Source organism: Aquidulcibacter paucihalophilus, from assembly GCA_030285985.1.
GTDB lineage: Bacteria > Pseudomonadota > Alphaproteobacteria > Caulobacterales > Caulobacteraceae > Brevundimonas.
The window spans coordinates 1,886,295-1,903,257 of the sequence record CP127384.1 but is presented as its reverse complement, the minus strand read 5'-3'; the positions used below and the strand labels follow the sequence as shown (position 1 = coordinate 1,903,257).

Annotated in this window: 16 protein-coding genes; 9 read left to right on the top strand and 7 right to left on the bottom strand. The window is 68.8% G+C overall.

What is annotated here, in order from left to right:
• Positions 1–8: 8 nt before the first annotated feature.
• The 3 genes from lptD to KB221_09235 all read right to left on the bottom strand — a co-directional run bounded on the left by lptD (position 9) and on the right by KB221_09235 (position 4,787).
• Positions 9–2,432: an LPS assembly protein LptD gene (lptD, locus tag KB221_09245; protein ID WIY68288.1), complete on the bottom strand. Its 2,424-nt coding sequence runs from the start codon at positions 2,430–2,432 to the stop codon at positions 9–11.
• A 94-nt stretch (positions 2,433–2,526) separates the two neighbouring features.
• Positions 2,527–3,657, bottom strand: a complete 1,131-nt coding sequence (gene lptG / locus KB221_09240) for an LPS export ABC transporter permease LptG (GenBank protein WIY68287.1) — start codon at positions 3,655–3,657, stop codon at positions 2,527–2,529.
• Positions 3,654–4,787, bottom strand: a complete 1,134-nt coding sequence (locus KB221_09235) for an LptF/LptG family permease (GenBank protein ID WIY68286.1) — start codon at positions 4,785–4,787, stop codon at positions 3,654–3,656. The genes lptG and KB221_09235 overlap by 4 nt, the downstream gene beginning before the upstream one ends.
• A 134-nt stretch (positions 4,788–4,921) precedes the next feature.
• Between KB221_09235 and KB221_09230 the strand changes: the two genes are divergently transcribed.
• The 6 genes from KB221_09230 to KB221_09205 all read left to right on the top strand — a co-directional run bounded on the left by KB221_09230 (position 4,922) and on the right by KB221_09205 (position 9,543).
• A complete protein-coding gene (locus KB221_09230; protein WIY68285.1) occupies positions 4,922–6,397 on the top strand; it encodes a leucyl aminopeptidase in 1,476 nt (491 codons plus the stop codon).
• A gap of 22 nt (positions 6,398–6,419) precedes the next feature.
• A complete protein-coding gene (locus KB221_09225) occupies positions 6,420–6,881 on the top strand; it encodes a DNA polymerase III subunit chi (protein WIY68284.1) in 462 nt (153 codons plus the stop codon).
• Positions 6,800–7,192: a hypothetical protein gene (locus tag KB221_09220; GenBank protein WIY68283.1), complete on the top strand. Its 393-nt coding sequence runs from the start codon at positions 6,800–6,802 to the stop codon at positions 7,190–7,192. Before KB221_09225 ends, KB221_09220 begins: the two co-directional genes overlap by 82 nt.
• Positions 7,193–7,214: 22 nt before the next feature.
• Positions 7,215–7,511: an I78 family peptidase inhibitor gene (locus KB221_09215; GenBank protein WIY68282.1), complete on the top strand. Its 297-nt coding sequence runs from the start codon at positions 7,215–7,217 to the stop codon at positions 7,509–7,511.
• Complete coding sequence (locus KB221_09210; protein WIY68281.1) at positions 7,508–7,774, top strand: hypothetical protein; 267 nt, start codon at positions 7,508–7,510, stop codon at positions 7,772–7,774. The genes KB221_09215 and KB221_09210 overlap by 4 nt, the downstream gene beginning before the upstream one ends.
• Before the next feature lie 71 nt (positions 7,775–7,845).
• Positions 7,846–9,543 (top strand): hypothetical protein, encoded by a 1,698-nt coding sequence (locus KB221_09205; protein ID WIY68280.1) that lies wholly within the window; start codon positions 7,846–7,848, stop codon positions 9,541–9,543.
• Between the two features lie 6 nt (positions 9,544–9,549).
• Here the strand turns inward: KB221_09205 and panC are convergent, their stop codons facing one another.
• Positions 9,550–10,422 carry a pantoate--beta-alanine ligase gene (gene panC, locus KB221_09200; GenBank protein ID WIY68279.1) on the bottom strand — a complete coding sequence of 291 codons (873 nt, stop codon included), beginning with the start codon at positions 10,420–10,422 and terminating at the stop codon, positions 9,550–9,552.
• 75 nt (positions 10,423–10,497) lie between these two features.
• On the opposite strand from panC, the gene KB221_09195 reads away from it, so the two are divergent.
• The 3 genes from KB221_09195 to KB221_09185 all read left to right on the top strand — a co-directional run bounded on the left by KB221_09195 (position 10,498) and on the right by KB221_09185 (position 12,529).
• Entirely contained in the window at positions 10,498–11,148 is a 651-nt protein-coding gene (locus tag KB221_09195; GenBank protein WIY68278.1) for an SPOR domain-containing protein, read from the top strand.
• 117 nt (positions 11,149–11,265) lie between these two features.
• Positions 11,266–12,105 carry a division plane positioning ATPase MipZ gene (locus KB221_09190; GenBank protein ID WIY68277.1) on the top strand — a complete coding sequence of 280 codons (840 nt, stop codon included), beginning with the start codon at positions 11,266–11,268 and terminating at the stop codon, positions 12,103–12,105.
• Positions 12,106–12,109: 4 nt separating this feature from the next.
• Positions 12,110–12,529 (top strand): molecular chaperone DnaJ, encoded by a 420-nt coding sequence (locus KB221_09185; GenBank protein WIY68276.1) that lies wholly within the window; start codon positions 12,110–12,112, stop codon positions 12,527–12,529.
• Here KB221_09185 and topA read toward each other — a convergent pair.
• The 3 genes from topA to plsY form a co-directional block, all read right to left on the bottom strand.
• Complete coding sequence (gene topA / locus KB221_09180) at positions 12,526–15,147, bottom strand: type I DNA topoisomerase (protein WIY68275.1); 2,622 nt, start codon at positions 15,145–15,147, stop codon at positions 12,526–12,528. The genes KB221_09185 and topA overlap by 4 nt on opposite strands.
• 81 nt (positions 15,148–15,228) lie before the next feature.
• The gene (gene dprA, locus KB221_09175; protein ID WIY68274.1) at positions 15,229–16,320 is read right to left on the bottom strand and encodes a DNA-processing protein DprA; all 1,092 of its coding nucleotides are present in this window, start codon (positions 16,318–16,320) and stop codon (positions 15,229–15,231) included.
• Positions 16,317–16,958, bottom strand: a complete 642-nt coding sequence (gene plsY, locus KB221_09170) for a glycerol-3-phosphate 1-O-acyltransferase PlsY (protein ID WIY68273.1) — start codon at positions 16,956–16,958, stop codon at positions 16,317–16,319. Before plsY ends, dprA begins: the two co-directional genes overlap by 4 nt.
• Between the last annotated feature and the right edge of the window lie 5 nt (positions 16,959–16,963).

Sequence of the window (16,963 nt, the reverse complement as noted above, 5' to 3'; positions counted from 1 at the left end):
TCGCTGCGTCAATACCCTGTACCGCCGAAAGTGGCGAGGTTTAGGCGCACATAGATGCCCTCGGACGGCCCGGTCGGGCGAACCCGGGTGTTGTCGCGCCGGTAACCGATCTCGAAGCGGAAACAGTCGTCATCGAACAGCAGGCCGACTTCGGACCTGGTTACAAGAAAGTCGGGGTCGGGATCGCCCGGACGCGGCTGGGGATCGAAGTCGGCCGTCGCCGAAACTGCCACGCCCCAGTTGCCATAGACGAACTGCTGTGCAGACAGCTGCACGAATTCGTAGTTGCGGTTTGAAGGGCCGGGCAACGGATTGGAGCGGTCGATGATGTAGCTGACGGTCGCCAGATTGCGCCGGCCCCAGCGGCCATCCACCGCCGCTTCCGCCCGACGGATTTCGCCGGAGGCATCGATCGTGGCGTGGCCCCAGCCGCGGATCCGGTCAGAGGGCGAGAAGCTGCCCTGCACGACCCAGTCGGAGGTCTGGGAGGCGAGGCCGCTCGGATCATAGAGCTGGCTCGGCAGGTCCGGGACCGGGGTCAGGAAGGCCGGCTCCTCGTCGGCGCGATAGCTGCGGCCGATGAACAGGCTGGCCTGCCGGCCCTCGTTCCAGCGCAGGGTCGCGCGGGTCCCGAGGGTCAGACGCAGACCGCCTTCATAAAGGTCGTAGCCGGGGAACCGGTCGGTCCGGAACAGCGAACTCTCGTCCAGCTCCAGCGTCTGGCTGTCCTCGATGGGGATGCGCGGATCGAGGTCGGACGCGGTCGAGGCCGACAGCTGCGCCATCGGCTCCAGGATCAGGTCGGCACCGGGGCCGACGCTGCGGAACAGGGGATAGCTGATGTCGAGGCCCGCCGTGGCGCGGCCGCGGGAAATAGCTTCCTCCTCCAGCCCCAGCATGGGCGGCAGGTCACCGACGGAATAGAAGTCGGCGCGGACATCGACGAAGGTTTCCCACCGCACGCCCAGCGGCGAGATCAGGGTGCGCCGCCATTCGGCCTGACCCGAAATCCGACGGCTGTCGACGCCGGGCAGATCCGGCGTCAGCACGGCCGGAATGATCTGGGGCCGCAGCACGGGGCCGCCGACATAGTCGTCGCGATACAGCGACACGGCGGATCCCCGCAGCCGCAGACGGCCGCCGAATATCGGGCCGTCCGGCTCCCAGCGCGCCTCGACCAGCGGTGCGACCACCGGCAGGGCACCGTCCGCCTCGAACTCGTTCAACGCCGGCGTTACGGGATCGAAAACGCTGACCCGCAGGCTCTGCAGGTCGAAGGCGGCAACCGACAGATAGGACCGCGCGGTCTGCCGCTCGGCGTACAGCTGGCTGATCAGCCGCCGCTGGTCGCCATAATAGAGGCCGTTGTCCTGATAGGGATCACGGACGTCGTAGCGGTCGAACAGGGTCTTGTCCGACACGCGCTCGACAGTGAAACCCCAGCGCCACGGGCCCATGGGATCGAATCGGCCGTGGCCGAGGAAATAGCTGCGGCTCGTGCGATCGCCGTATTTGACGTTGCTCTCGGCGTCGCCGTCGTTGTCGAGGTCGAAGTCCCCGAAGCTGCGCTCGTAGGTGTAACCGCCACGGGCGACGATCATCCCGTCGGCGAACCGGCGGCGCCATTGCAGGTTCAGCAGGGGCGCGACGTCGGTGTTCAGCTGCGGGCTGATCAGCCAGTCCTCGGACGGCGACACCACATGAAGATAGGGCACCTCAAGGCTCAGGCCGCGTCCCTCATCATAGCTGGGGATGGGCACGAGGAAGCCTGAGGCCCGTTCGACGGTCGGATCAGGGTGGGCGAAGAACGGCAGGTAAAACACGGGCACGCCGCCGACCCGGAACACGGCATTGCGATACAGGATCGCGCGCAACTCCTCGTCCTGGACGACCTTCTCCGCCTGGATGGAGATGCTGGGCTCCTTCGGATTTCCGTCGGTGTCGCAGATCGGGCAGGGGGTGAAGAGGGCGTAGTTGAGCTCGTTGACGTTCTCGCTCCGGCGCACGGCCGTCGCCGCCATCAGGCTGGCCCCGTTGCGCAGGCGGGTGGCGAAATCGACCGCTACGCCCGTCTTCAGATCCGAGCCGAGCTCCAGATGGCTGGCGAAGACGACATTGCCCTCGGGATCACTGAACTCGACCTGCCGGTCCGCCGTGGCGATGCCGAGCCCGAGGTCATAGGTGACGGCGCCGGCTCTCAGGGTCGCGCCGCGGAACCGGGCCAGGACGCGGTCGGCTCCGGCACCTTCCGCCGTGATCACATCGCCCGTCCGGCCGGCGGAATCCGCTTCGATATAGACCGCTTCCGGGGCCAGTCCGTCGGCACCGGGCGGCACCGGGGATGTCGCTGCGGGCGCCTGCTGCGCCTGGGCCGCACCCGCCAGAGACGACAGCGCGATGGCGGCCGCACCGGCCAGAAGCCGGTAGCGCAAGGCTCCCAAATCGGGCGCGCGGCGATCACGCTGCATGCAAGAAATCACTCTGAAGGGCGGACGGTCCGGCAAGCCGGATGGCAGGCCGGTTCGCTTAGCCGTCTTCGGTATAGAACAGCAAGGTGAAGGCGGCGAGCGCTGTCAGCAAGGGCGGAAGCCAGGCCGCAAGCCATGGCGGGATCACTTCCGCCGATCCGAAGGCGGACGCCGCCTGATTGACGAAGAAAAACCCGAACCCAAGCACCACGGCGGCGACGCTCATCCGCGCCAGATCGCCCAGCCGCATCAGTCGCAGGGAGAAGGCGGCGGCCAGGATCGACATGGCCGCGAACATCAGTGGCGTGGCCAGCAGCTGCTGCAGCCGGAGCCGGTAGGCCGTCGACGAGAAGCCCGCGGCCTCCACCCGGTCGATCTGCGCCGGCAGGGACCAGAAGGAGGTCGCCTGCGGTCGGGCGAACCGTTCGAACGCCTCTTCGTCGGCCAGGCTCGAGGGCAGGTCCAGGGTGGCGTAGCGCACGGCACGCTGGCCGATCTCCGCCCCGACCGCATCGACCAGCCGCCAGCTGCCGTTCGACAGCGACGCCGACTCGGCGTCGATCCGCTCGGAGAAGGTCCGCATGCCCGCGGCGTCATTGGTGTAGATGAAGAAGGTCACGTCCAGCAGCCGGGCGTTCGACCGGTCCTGACGCTCGGCGCGGATCACCATCTGACGGGTGTCGTCGCCCTCTCGGATCCAGACGGTCGGGCGGGCCTCCGCCCCGGCCGCGGATCCGGACAGTCGCGCCCGCTCGCGCTGGAACAGGCCGTCAGCGGAGGCCGCCAGCGGCCCGAGGGCCGCGACGGTGATCACGCCGAACATCAGGGCTGCGCCGGCCGCCGGAAGCACGAACCGCCAGGCGGACACGCCCGCCGCCCGCATGGCGATCAGCTCGCTGCGCCGGTTCAGGCCAACAAAGGCCGCCAGCGTCCCGAACAGGAAGACGAACGGCAGCAGTTGGATGATCACCTGCGGCGACTTCAGCAGCATCAGCCCGAGGATGCGCACGCCAGACAGGTCGACATCCGAGCCGACGCCGCGGGAGATCTCCACGAAGTCGATCAGCATGATCAGGGCGGCGATGACGCCCAGCGCTATGCCCAGCGACCGCGCCTGCTGGACCAGCACATAGCGTTCGATTCGACCCAGTCGCAGCCAGGGGACGGGCAGGGAGGTGCGGCTGATCATGCGAACCGCGCCTTCAGCCGCTCATAGGCCGGCCAGACGGGCCGCCGGCGGGGCTTGAGCGCCCGGAACAGCAACCTCAGGGCGACGACCGTCGCCACGATCGGCAGCAGATACTGGAAGATGTTCAGCCAGCCGTTCCAGGCGCTGGCGGAGACCACGCCATAGCCGGCGATGCGCACGAGCAGGAAAACGCCCGCGACCTTGGCGATTCGCAGCCCGTATCCCGTCCGGCTGAACGGCCCCCCCAGGATCGCCGTCAGCGCCATGGCCATGGCCATCAGGGCGTAGAGCGGGGCCGACAGTCTGGAGTGCCCCTCTGCCATCAGCTCGCCCGCCGATCCGACCCGCTCAAGGTCCGCCGGCGACGGATTGAACAGCTGGGTCAGATACAGGTCCGACGGCTTGTAGCGGACCTGCTCGGTCATGGCCGCATAGGGCGAGAGATCGACGACGGTTTGGGCGAATGATGCGTAGGTCAGGACCCCCCGGCTCGAGTAGCGGGTGGTCGACGCGTTCTTCATTGTCAGGACCGGCAGGCCCTCAATCCGCCCGAACCGCGCCTCGGCAGCATCCCATGTGACCGCATCATCGCCGTCGGTCATGTAGACGAACAGGTTCTTGAGCAGGCCGTTTTGTTCGATCTGTTGGACGTAGACGGTCAGCCCGTTGGGCCCCCGGACGAACTGTCCTTCCTCGACCAGCAAGGCGGCCAGATCGGTGCGGACGGCAAAGGCCTCGGCCCGCGCCTGACGTTGCGCCCATGGCTGACCCACCGTCGTGACCACCAGGGTCAGCAAGGCCGCGATCGCCGCGATCCGGACGGCCGGCCGGATCGCCGACCAGCGCGTGACCCCGGAGGCGAAGACCGCGGTCAGTTCCTGCTCCCGCTGGAGACGTGTCAGGGCGATCAGAGCACCGACGAACAGGCCGATCGGAATGATGACCGCCAGCAGCTGCGGCACGGCCAGCAGGGTCAGCTTGACCATCACCCAGACGCTCTGGCCGCGCTCGACGATGACTTCCAGCTGGTCGAGGCTCTGGCTCAGGATACCGATTCCGGCCAGCGCAGCGCACGCAGCCACCACGGGGCGCCCGATCTGCCGGAAAAGGTAGCCTTGGATCAGTGTCATGTTTCGAAAGAATTCGCACATTGCAGGCGACGGCGAGGGAGCGCATCTAATACACACCCGACTGCGCCGGTGAAACCGCGCGCGCTCATACCATCGACACAGAGCCGGGGCGTATCGCCCGGCGGGAGTAGTAAATGCAGATCGAGTTCGTCGCGTCCGCGGGCGCCGCTGAGGTTCTGGCCGTTCTGGTCCACGAAGGCCGGGTTCTGGCCGGCACGGGCCCGCAGCTCGATACGGCGACCTCCGGAGCCCTGACGAAGGCGATGACTGCCAGCCGGTTCACCGGCGGCTCGAACAGCACCCTGATCGTCGCCGCCCCGGCCGGGGTCGACGCCGGGACCATCCTGCTCAGCGGCGCTGGTGAGGCCGGCAAGTTTGACGACCTCGCGCTCGAGTCCGCTGCCGGTGCCGCCTATCATGCGGTGAAGCTGTCGGGCGCGTCCGCCCTGACCCTCGACGCCGCCCACCTGACCGCCGACCAGGCAGCCCGCGCTGCCTTTGCCGCCCGTCTGGCCGCCTACCGGTTCCTCAAATACCGCACCAAGCTGAAACCGGAGAAGACGCCGTCGATCGAGACGATTCGCGTCGTCGCCGCCGACCCGAAGGCCGCTGAGGCCGCCTATGCGGCGCATGCCGCCATCGCCACGGCGGTCGAGTTCGCCCGTGATCTCGTCGCCGAACCGGCCAACGTCCTCTACCCGGAAGAATATGCGAAGCGCGTGAAGGCGCTCGAGAAGCTGGGCCTCGAAGTCGAGGTCCTCGGCGAGAAAGAGCTTGAGAAGCTCGGCTTCCGCACCCTGCTGGCCGTGGGCCAGGGCAGTGTGCGCGACAGCCAGGTCGTCATCATGAAGTGGAACGGCGGCAACAAGGGCGATCAGCCGATCGCCTTCGTCGGCAAGGGCGTGACCTTCGACACCGGCGGCATCTCGATCAAGCCGGCCGACGGCATGGAAGAGATGAAGTGGGACATGGGCGGCTCGGCCGCCGTCGTCGGCCTGATGCATGCGCTCGCCGGCCGCAAGGCGAAGGTCAATGCGATCGGCGTCATCGGCCTGGTCGAGAACATGCCGGACGGCAATGCCCAGCGTCCGGGTGACGTGGTCATGTCGCTGTCGGGCCAGTCGGTCGAGATCCTGAACACCGACGCGGAAGGCCGCCTCGTTCTGGCTGACTGCCTCTGGTACACCCAGGACCGGTTCAAGCCGAAATTCATGCTCGATCTCGCCACCCTGACCGGGGCCATGATCGTGGCCCTCGGGCTCGAGTATGCCGGCGTGTTCTCCAACTCCGACGAACTGGCGAACAACTTCCTCGCCGCCGGTCCCAAGGTCGGCGAGAACGCCTGGCGGATGCCGATCCCGGCCTTCTACGAGCGCCACATCGACACCCCGATCGCCGACGTGAAGAACACCGGCAACGGCCGCGCCGGCGGCTCGATCACCGCCGCCCTGTTCCTGCAGCGCTTCACCAATGGTGTGCCCTGGGCCCATATCGACATCGCCCCGACCGCCTGGGTCAAGGACAGCCGCAACCCGACGGTTCCGGACGGTGCCGTCGGCTGGGGCGTGCGTACGCTCGACCGGATGGTGGCCGACAGCTACGAGTCCTGAGGCTCTGAAAAGGTAGGACCGGGTGTCTGACGCCAAGCCGGAAATCTGGTTCTACCACCTCGAGCGGTCGACCCTCGAACAGGTGCTGCCCGGCCTGATGGAAAAGACGCGCGAGCGGGGTTGGCGGGCGCTGGTGCGCGCCGCCGATCCGCGTTTGCTCGACGACATCGACGAGCGGCTCTGGACGTACCGCGACGACAGCTTCCTCGCCCATGGGCGGGCGTCCGGGCCGGAGGCGGCGCGTCAGCCCATACTGCTGACCGAATCGCTTGAGAACCCGAACGCCGCTCAGGCGCTGTTCATTGTGGACGGCTCAGAACTGGGCGACACGAAAGGCTTCGAGCGATGCTTCATCATCTTCGACGGACGCGACGAGACGGCGCTGACGGGCGCGCGGGTCCGGTGGAAGTCGCTGAAGGATGCGGGCGCGGCACTGGCCTACTGGAAACAGTCTCCGGAAGGACGCTGGGAAAAGGCGGCCTGATCGCCCTGCTGGCGCTGGCGGCGTGCGCGGCGCCCGCCTCGGAGGCCCTGGCACCCCGCACGATCGAGGAAGCCCAGATCAACCAGCCGACCGGCTCACGCTCGTCGAACCCGACGGCCGACATGTGTCGCGCGGGCGAACTTCAATGGCTGGTCGGGAAACCGAAGACCGAAATCCCCGTTCCCGTTGATGTGGTGAACCGGCGCGTCACCTGCACGACATGCCCGGTCACCGAGGACTATTCGCCGACCCGCCTCAACATCTTCTTCAACGAGCAGACCGAAGTCGTCGAACAGGTCCGCTGCGGCTGAGCCCGCCACAGGAGACGAGCCTATGAAATTCCAGGCCCTCACCCTCGCCGCAACGGCCCTGCTGGTCGCGGCCTGCGCACCCGTCGACGCGGGCGACCCGGCGCCGGTTCCGCCGGAAGACGATCCCTCCCGGTGCAAGGCTGACCAGTATCAACGCTACGTCGGCCGCAACCGCTCTGAACTGCCCGCGCGGCCGTCCGGCGAAGTCTGGCGCGTCACCTGCACCACCTGTCCGGTGACCATGGACTACAGCCCCGGTCGCCTGAACATCCTTTTCGAGGAGCCCACCGGCGTGATCCGCGAGGTCAAATGCGGATGAGGGGCCTGATCGTCGCCGCCGGTCTCGCCCTCGCGGCCTGCGCGCCGGTTGAGCCGGACACAGTGCCGATTCCGCAGCAATGCGACGCCGATGCCGCCCGCTCCCTGATCGGTTCGCATGTCGGTGCGGTGTCCTTCCCGCAGGGTGCCAACGTCCGGATCGTCTGCACCACCTGCCCGACGACGAAGGACCTGCGGCCGGACCGGCTGAACATCCGGTTCGTCGAGGCGACCGGTATCATCGAGCGTGTGGACTGCGGCTGACCCCGCCTCGGCGCTTGGCGAACGCCGGCTTTCGAGACAAGGTGACGGCAAGGGCAGGGGAGGCCCCGATCATGCGCAAACTTCTGTTGGCCGGCGTCGCCCTGACCGTTTCCCTGATCGGCCCAGCCGCCGTCGCTGACGCGACGGCCGAGCGTGCCATGCTCGACCGGATCGAACGGCCCCAGGTCTGCGGGCCCGCCGTCTCCGCCAACACCGGCACACCGGTCGCGGACATGGTCATGGTCGAGGGCTTCGGAACCGGCGGCTTCGCGGTCGATACCGAAATTCCCGAGGCCCAGGCATGGTTCAATCACGGGGTCCGGCTGCGCTGGGCCTTTGAGCACAAGGAATCGGTGCGGGCCTTCCGCAAGGCGCGTCTGCTCGACCCGAGCTGCGGTATGTGCGCCTGGGGCGAGGCCTGGGCGCTCGGGCCCAATCTGAACGGCGGCGGCAACGACGACGACAGCCAGGCTGCCGCCCTGAGGGCCGCGCGCGATGCCCGTCGGCTGGCGCGTCGCGCGACCCCCATGCAGCGCCAGATGATCGACGCCCTGGTGCAGCGCTATTCGGGGCTGAAGAGCACCCGAGACCGTCGCTTCGCCCAGGCCATGGACCGGATCGCCCGCCGCAATCCGTCGGACATCACCGTCGCCGCCATCACCGCTGACGCCTGGATGCTCAAGGCCGACGAGTGGTGGGATGACGACGGGAAGGCGAAAGATCCCGGCATCACCCGCGCCATGGGTATCCTCGAACAGGCGCTGGCCGCGGCACCGAATGATCCGGGTGCCATCCACCTCTACATCCATCTGACCGAATGGTCGGACGATCCGCACAAGGCCATTCCGTATGGCGAGCGGCTGGCTGCCCTGGCACCGGGTGCCAGCCATCTGGTGCATATGCCGTCGCACACCTTCTACCGGGTCGGCCGCTATCGCGACGCCATGATGTCCAACGTCAACGCCGTGGCGCTGGACCGGCAGTACGACCGCCTCGCCCGGCCGCCCGGTGGCGTGCCCGGCATGCCCCTGCACGGCCACAACATCCATTTCGGCATGGGTGGTGCCCTCATGGCCGGCGGGGCCGAGGAGGGGCTCAAGCTCGCCGAATGGTTCCTGGCCACCTATCCGGACATTCCGGCCGACAACCTGTGGAGGCAGATGGTCGCCAACAATGCCTACGCCAACTACGGCCGGTTCGGATCGGCGGAACAGGTCGCGGCCCTGCCGGAGCCGGCCGCCAGCCATCCGATGCTGCGTGTCAGCTGGCGCTATGCGCGGGGCGAGGCCGCGGCACGGGCGGGTGACGCCGCGGGTGTCCGGGCCGAGGCCGCCGCGATCGAGGCGCTGCGCGCCGAGCCCTCATTCGCTTCCGGGCCGATGGCCACCGAGCGGCGCGAGTTCACCGAACTCTCCCAGCGCGTCCTTGAAGGCCGTGCGGCCATGATCGAGGGCGACGCGGACGCCGCCATCGCCGCCTTCACCCGGGCAGCCGCGATCCAGGGGCAGGGTGAGGAGGGCGGCGACCCGCCGATCATCTGGTATCCGACCCGCCGCAGCCTCGCCGCCGCCCTGCTGCTCAAAGGCGATGCCGCCGGCGCGCGGGCCAAGGTGCTCGAACTGATCGAGGACTGGCCGAACGACCCCTACAGCTATTTCGTCCTCGCTGAGGCCGAAGCGGCCCTGGGCGATGCGACCGCCGCCGCCGAGGCGCGCCGCCGGTCGCGGATCGAATGGATCGGCGGGGCGATGGACCTGAAGCTGGCCTGAGGCCGGTCAGGCCGGCGGGGTGACCGCCATATTGTCGATCAGCCGCGTTCGCCCCAGCCAGGCGGCCGTCAGGATCCGGCCCGGCGCGTCGACCCGACCGGCCTCGAACCCGGCCAGATCGTCAGCGCGGCAAACGGCGACATAGTCGACATGGCTGAAGCCGGCCTGCAGCAGGGCTTCGCGGGCGTCCCGCTCAACCGTCTCCAGCGCCGCCCCGGACGCGGCCGCCAGCCCCGCCTCGGCGAGCACGCCGTTCAGCTGCCGTGCGATCGCAAGCTCCGGGCCGGAGAGGTAGGCATTGCGCGACGACAGGGCCAGGCCGTGACCGTCCCGCATGGTCGGCGAGCCGATGATGTCGGTGGGAATATCCAGATCCCGGACCAGCCGCCGTACGACCATCAACTGCTGCCAGTCCTTTTCGCCGAACACGGCCACATCCGCCTGGACCTGGTTCAGCAGTTTGGCCACCACCAGGGCCACCCCGCCGAACATCTGCGGACGGAACGCGCCTTCCAGTCCCTCGGCCGGTCCGCCGACGCTGATCGTGGTCGTCGCACCCGCCGGATACATCTCCTCGACCGCCGGGGCGAACAGCAGGTGGCAGCCCGCGCCGGCCAGCAGTTCGGCGTCCTTCGCCTCCTGCCTCGGATAGGTCCCCAGGTCTTCGTGGGCGGCGAACTGGGTCGGATTGACGAACACGCTGGCCACGACCCGGTCCGCCCGCCGGCCGGCTTCCCGCACAAGCGTCAGATGACCTTCGTGCAGCGCGCCCATGGTCGGCACGAAACCGACGGAGAACCCTTGCCGCCTCCAGCCGCTTACGGTCTGGCGCAGTGCCGCGATGCTGCGAACCACGGGAAGGGCGTCGGTCTCGGTCATGATGAACGGATTAACCTTCCGGCTTAAGCCTGATTGTGAACCGGGCGGCAAATCTTGCCGTGCAAGTGTGGGCTTATGAAGCCCAGCCTCATCATTCGTCCAGTCGTCGTCCTTGTGTCGGCTGTCGCCCTGAACGCCTGCGGCATGATCGACAGCGACCCGAATCGCTTCGAGAACCTGGCCAATTCCGTTGCCGCGATCGATGTCGACGGCAACGGCGTGGCCGCTACGCCGCGGCACACAGCGGCTGAAGCGGGCCTGCGCCCGGCGCTGCGCGTTGAGGTGATGGACCCGCATGCGCTCTGGGATGCCCGCGACGGTCTTGAAGGCGCGGTCGAGCGCGCGGCACCGCAACTGGTCGCCGCCGCCGCGCCCGCGGTCGCCGACGCCGTGGTGCAACGGGTGTCCACCCGTATCGACGCCGCCTCGTCCCGCGCCGGCCTGCGTCCGGCCCTGTCGACTGCCCGCCCGGCCGCCCCGCGCGCCAACCGCGGTCTCGTCCAGCTCGGCGCCTATTCCAGCGAGGCCGCCGCCCGTTCGGCCTGGGCCCGCCTCAAGTCCGGCGAGGCCGCCTGGGCGCTCAACGGCCTGTCGCCCGTCTATGAGGGCGTCGAGGTCGGCGGTCGCCGTCTGACCCGGCTGAAGGTTGTCGCCCCCTCAGCGGGAGCCGCCGCCGTCTGCGCCGCCGCCGGCATCGATGATCCCTGGTGCAATCGGGTCGCCTGACGCGCGCATCCACAGCCGCTGCCCATCCTGTCGTTGACGTTGGCCTTCCCGGACGCGATTCTGTCAGCCTGTGGCCGCGTGTCTGAGTCGGCGGCCGCCAACGGGGCGTGAACATCCATGGCTGACCCTTCGGTCATCGTCGTCGGCAACGAAAAGGGCGGGGCGGGCAAGTCCACCCTCGCCATCCACATCGTCTGCGGCCTGCTGCACGCGGGCCGGCGCGTGGCGATCATCGATCTGGACCTGCGCCAGCGCTCGATGGCCAAATTCTTCGCCAACCGCGCCGCCTGGATGGCCGGCAACAACCAGGTCCTGCCCATGCCGGTCGAACCCGACATGGGCGACGGCAAGGCGCTGGCCAGGGCCGACGAAACCGAACAGCTGGCCCGTTTCGAGGCCGCCATGGCCCGGGCCCGCGCAGAGGCTGATGTCATCCTGATCGACACGCCCGGCGGCGACACCCTGCTGTCGCGGACCGCCCACGGCCTCGCCGACCAGATCGTCACCCCGATGAACGACAGCTTCGTCGATTTCGACCTGCTGGGTCAGATCGATCCGGTCACGCTCGAACTGCTCAAGCCCTCGATCTATTCGGAGAGCGTCTGGGAGGCCCGCAAGCACCGGGCGATCACCGAGGGCCGCACTGCGGCCATCGACTGGATCGTCGTGGTCAACCGTATGGCCGTCGCCGCTGCCCGCAACCGCCAGCGGCTTGAGGAGCGGATGGAGAAGCTGGCCCGCCGGGTCGGCTTCCGCATCGGCCCCGGCCTGCGCGACCGCGTCATCTATCGCGAGCTCTTCCCCTTCGGCCTGACCGTCGCTGACCTGTCGAATGAGGTTCGCCCGGTCGCCGTGTCGCTGGCCCATGTCGCGGCCCGCCAGGAGATGCGCAATCTGATGCTGGCCCTCGGGCTGGATGGCAGCGCGCTGGACGCCCCGCTGGACGCGGCGGCGTGAGGTCTTGAGCCTCGTCTGGCTGGCGCTGGCGGCGATCGCTGTCTGGGCGCTGGTCCGGCTGGGTCGTCAGACTGAACGACGGGGCCGCGGCCACTGGCGCATCACCGCCACCCTGTTCAGCGCCGTGCTGATCGCCGGTGCGGTCCTGCTCGCGGCCCGGGGTTCATGGCTGCCGGCCGCCGCCCTCGCCGGGGCCGGCATCTGGCTGACCCTGTCCTCGCGCCAGCGCGCGCCGGCACCCCGGACCGAGGCGATGAGTCCAGCCGAGGCCCGCTCTCTCCTCGGTGTTTCGGCTGATGCGACGCCGCAGGAGATCAACACGGCCTGGAAGCGGCTGATGGGCCGCGCTCACCCCGATCAGGGCGGCACGGAAGGCCTGGCCTCCCGTCTGAACGCCGCCCGTGACCGGCTGCTGAAGCCCTAGGCCCCGGTCTTCTTCGCCGCCGGCTTTTTGGCGGCCGGCTTTTTCTTCGCCGCCGGCTTCTTGGCCGCCGCCTTGGGAGCGGCCTTCTTCGCCGCCGGTGCCTTCTTGCCCTTGGCCGGAGCGGCCGCGGCGCGCGCGGCCAGCAGCGGCACGGCGATCTCCATCGTCATGTCTTCGGGTGCCGAGCCCTTGGGCAGGGTGGCGTTGATCTTGCCCGACTTCACATAGGGACCGAACCGCCCGGCCATGACGTGCACCGGCTCGCCCGTCTCCGGGTGGGCGCCGAGGTCCTTCAGCGGCGCGGTGGCCGCCCCGCGTCCCGCGAACTTGCCCGCCCGCTTCTCGGCCAGCAGCACCACGGCCCGGTTCAGGCCGATGTCGAACACCTCGTCGATGTCGGCGACATTGGCATAGGTCCCGGCATGCAGCACGAACGGCCCGTAACGGCCCAGGCCCGCCGAGATCGGCTGGCCGTCCTCCGGATGCATCCCGACCGCACGCGGCAGGGCCAGCAGGCGCAGGGCCTGTTCCAGCGCCAGGGTCGCGGGCGACCAGCCCTTGGGCAGGGACGAGCGCTTCGGCTTCTCCTCGCCGGGGATGGTGGTTTCGACATAGGGGCCGAACCGCCCGATCTTCAGGGCCACGGGCGCGCCGGTGTCCGGATCGATGCCCAGATCGCGGTCCCCGCCATCCTCGACGCCGGTCGCGGCGCCGAAGCCCCGCGTATAGCGGCACTCCGGATAGTTGGAGCAGCCGATGAAGGACGACTTCATCTTGAAGCTGGCCTTCAGATGCAGCCGGCCCTGTTTGCACAGGGGGCACAGCCGCGCGTCCGTCCCGTCGCCCTTGTCGGGGAACAGGAAGGGCCCGATCGCCGTGTCCAGCTCGTCGATCACGCCCTGGCGCGCGGTGACGGCGTCCGTCGCCGGCTTCAGCTGGCTCCAGAAGTCGCGCAGCACGACCTTCCAGTCGAGATCACCGGCCGAGACCTCGTCGAGACGGGTCTCCAGCGCGGCGGTGAAGTCGTACTGGACCCACTGGGTGAAGAACTGCTCGAGGAAGGCCGTGACCAGCCGTCCGTTGTCTTCTGGAATGAACCGGTTCTTGTCCATGCGGACGTATTCGCGGTCGCGCAGGGTGGTCAGGATCGAGGCGTAGGTCGACGGCCGGCCGATGCCGAGCTCTTCCAGCTTCTTCACCAGGGTCGCTTCCGAGAAGCGCGGGGGCGGCTCGGTGAAATGCTGGTCGGTGCGGATCGCCTCGACCCTGGCCACGGCGCCTTCCTTCAGCGCGGGCAGGCGGGTGGTGTCGTCCTCATCGTCGACGCCGTCCTTGGGCTTGTCGTCGCGACCCTCTTCATAGACGGCGATGAAGCCGTCGAAGGCCACGACCTGGCCGGTGGCGCGCAGGCCGGTCTGGCCGTCCGGAGTCTCGACGTCGACCGTGGTCCGGTCGAGCCGTGCGGACTCCATCTGGCTGGCGACCATCCGCTTCCAGATCAGCTCGTACAGTCGCGACAGGTCGCCCTCGAGCCGCAGGCTGTCGGGGTGGCGGGTCAGGTTGGTCGGCCGGATCGCTTCGTGCGCTTCCTGGGCGTTCTTGACCTTGGTCTTGTAATATCGCGGTTGCTCCGGGACGTAGGCCGGGCCGAACCGGTCGGCGATGACCTCACGGGCCTGGGCGATACCCTCGGGGCTGACCGACAGGCCGTCGGTCCGCATATAGGTGATCAGGCCGCCTGTATCGTCGACGCCCTCATACAGTTTCTGCGCCGCCTGCATGGTGCGCTGGGCGGTGAAGCCGAGCTTGCGCGCGGCCTCCTGCTGCAGGGTCGAGGTGGTGAAGGGCGGCGAGGGGCTGCGCTTGACCGGCTTCTTCTCGATCGACTTGATGGTGAAGCTGCCGGCCTTGATGGCGTCGCGCGCGGCGTTCGCCATGGCCTCAGAGGTGATGTCCAGCCGTTGCACCCGCTTGCCGGCGTGTTTGACCAGACGCGTCGTGAAGGGTGGGCTGTCGGCGGCCAGATCGGCTTCGACCGACCAGTATTCCTGGGCCCGGAACGCCTCGATCTCCATCTCGCGGTCGACGACGATGCGCAGGGCAACCGACTGCACCCGACCGGCCGAGCGCGCGCCCGGCAGTTTGCGCCACAGCACGGGCGACAGGGTGAAGCCCACCAGATAGTCCAGCGCGCGGCGGGCCAGATAGGCCTCGACCAGTTCCATATCCAGCTGGCGCGGATTGGCCATGGCCTCCAGCACGGCGGATTTGGTGATGGCGTTGAAGGTGACGCGCTCGACGGCGGTGTCCTTGAGCGCCTTCTTCTTGGTCAGGATCTCCAGAACGTGCCAGCTGATCGCCTCGCCCTCGCGGTCAGGGTCGGTCGCCAGGATGACGCGGTCGGCCTTTTTCGCCGCCTCGGCGATCTCCGACATCCGCTTGGAGGCGCGGGCGTCGACTTCCCAGCTCATGGCGAAATCGTCGTCGGGCAGCACCGAGCCGTCCTTCGACGGCAGGTCCCGGACGTGGCCATAGGACGCCAGGACGGTGAAGTCCGGGCCCAGATATTTGTTGATGGTCTTGGCCTTTGCGGGGCTCTCGACAACGACGAGGTTCATGCGGGGAGGGGGCCTTGCGCGGGCTCGGAAAGGGGGCGGAACGTGGTTGGCGGGAAGGCCGCTGTCAATCGGCGCTGGAATTCAGGGTGATCGTGCCGCGGCCAGACCGCCCGGAAGCAGCTCGGCGCGACCCGCAAGATTGAGCTCAAGCAGGGCGGCCGCCACCGTCCCGATCGGCAGGCCCAGCGCCCTGGCGAGTTCGTCCCGCGGCGTCGGCGTCGGCGACAGCAGGGCTGCGACCCGCTCGATCAGCGCCGCCTCGATCTCGTCCGGCGCGCCCTCGAACGGATTGTCCGGTCCGGGCTCGCGGAGCGTCCGCAGGGTCGAGAACGCACGCTCCACATCCTCCAGCCCTTCGCAGAGAATGGCGCCCTGTCGCAGCAGTTCGTTCGGGCCCCGCGAGCGTGGGTCCAGCGGCGATCCCGGCACGGCGAAGACGTCACGACCCTGTTCGCCCGCCAGCCGCGCCGTGATCAGCGAGCCGGAGCGCAACTCCGCCTCCACCACGATCACCCCGCGCGACAGGCCCGAGATGATCCGGTTGCGACGCGGGAAGTCTTTCGCCTGCGCCCGTGCGCCGACCGGACTCTCCGAGACCACACAGCCCTGTTCGGCGACCTGGGCATAGAGGTCGGCGTTGTCCGGCGGATAGATGTCGTCCACGCCGCCGCCCAGCACCGCCACGGTCCCGGTCGGCAGGGCCCCGGTATGGGCCGCGGCGTCGATGCCCCGCGCCAGTCCCGACACCACGACATGGCCGGCCTCGCCCAGCTGCTGCGCCAGCCCGCGCGCGATCCTCTGCCCACCCGCCGAGGCGATCCGCGCCCCGACCACGGCGATACAGGGCCGTGTCATCAGGCTCGCGTCGCCAAGGGTCCAAAGCAGGGGCGGCGGCGGATCGACCGCCGCCAGCATGTCTGGATAGTCGGCGTCGCCCAGAACGATCAGCCGGGCACCCAGACGCTCGCCCGCTGCTATCTCGGTTTCGATCCGTTCGACCGGCGGAATCGCGTAGCCATGAGCGCCGCCGCGCCGGATCTGGTCGGGCAGGACCTCGAGGGCCCGCTCCGCCGAGCCGAACCGCTCCAGCAACTGTTGAAAGGTCACCGGACCGACCTGGTCGGTCCGCGCCAGACGCAGGCGCGAGAAACGCTCTGCGGCTGGAAGGGTCACCCCTTCTTCGCGCCGATCCGGGGTTCGGTCCCCTTCAGGATGCGGGCGATATTCTCATGATGCCGGATCCAGATCAGCAGCGCGGTCGCGACCGACAGCGCGAGGATCGGGCCCGAGGCCGGGAGGCCCATCACGGGGAGGGGCAGCAGGGCGAACAGGGGTGCCATGACCGCCGCGATCAGAGCGGCGAAAGACGACATGCGGAACAGGGCCGCCACGATCAGCCAGGTCGCCCCGGCCATCAGGCCCAGCGGCCAGGCCGCGGCCAGCAACAGACCGAAGAATGTCGCCACTCCCTTGCCGCCCTTGAAGCCGAGCCATACGGGGAACAGGTGGCCGAGGAAGGCCGCGCCGCCGGCGATGGCGGCGATGGCCGGGACACCCGGGAACAGGGCCTGGGCAATCAGGAAGGCCGCCGCGCCCTTGCCGGCGTCGAGGATCAGGGTGGCGAAGGCCAGGTCCTTGCGCCCGGTCCGCAGGACGTTGGTCGCACCGATATTGCCGGAGCCGATGCTGCGCACATCCTCGCCCGTCGCCAGGCGGGTCAGAATGACGCCGAACGGAATGGAGCCCAGCAGGTAACCGCCCGCCGCTGCGAGCGCGAGCGTCCCCAGGGCCGGGCCGACCAGATCCTGCAAGTGAT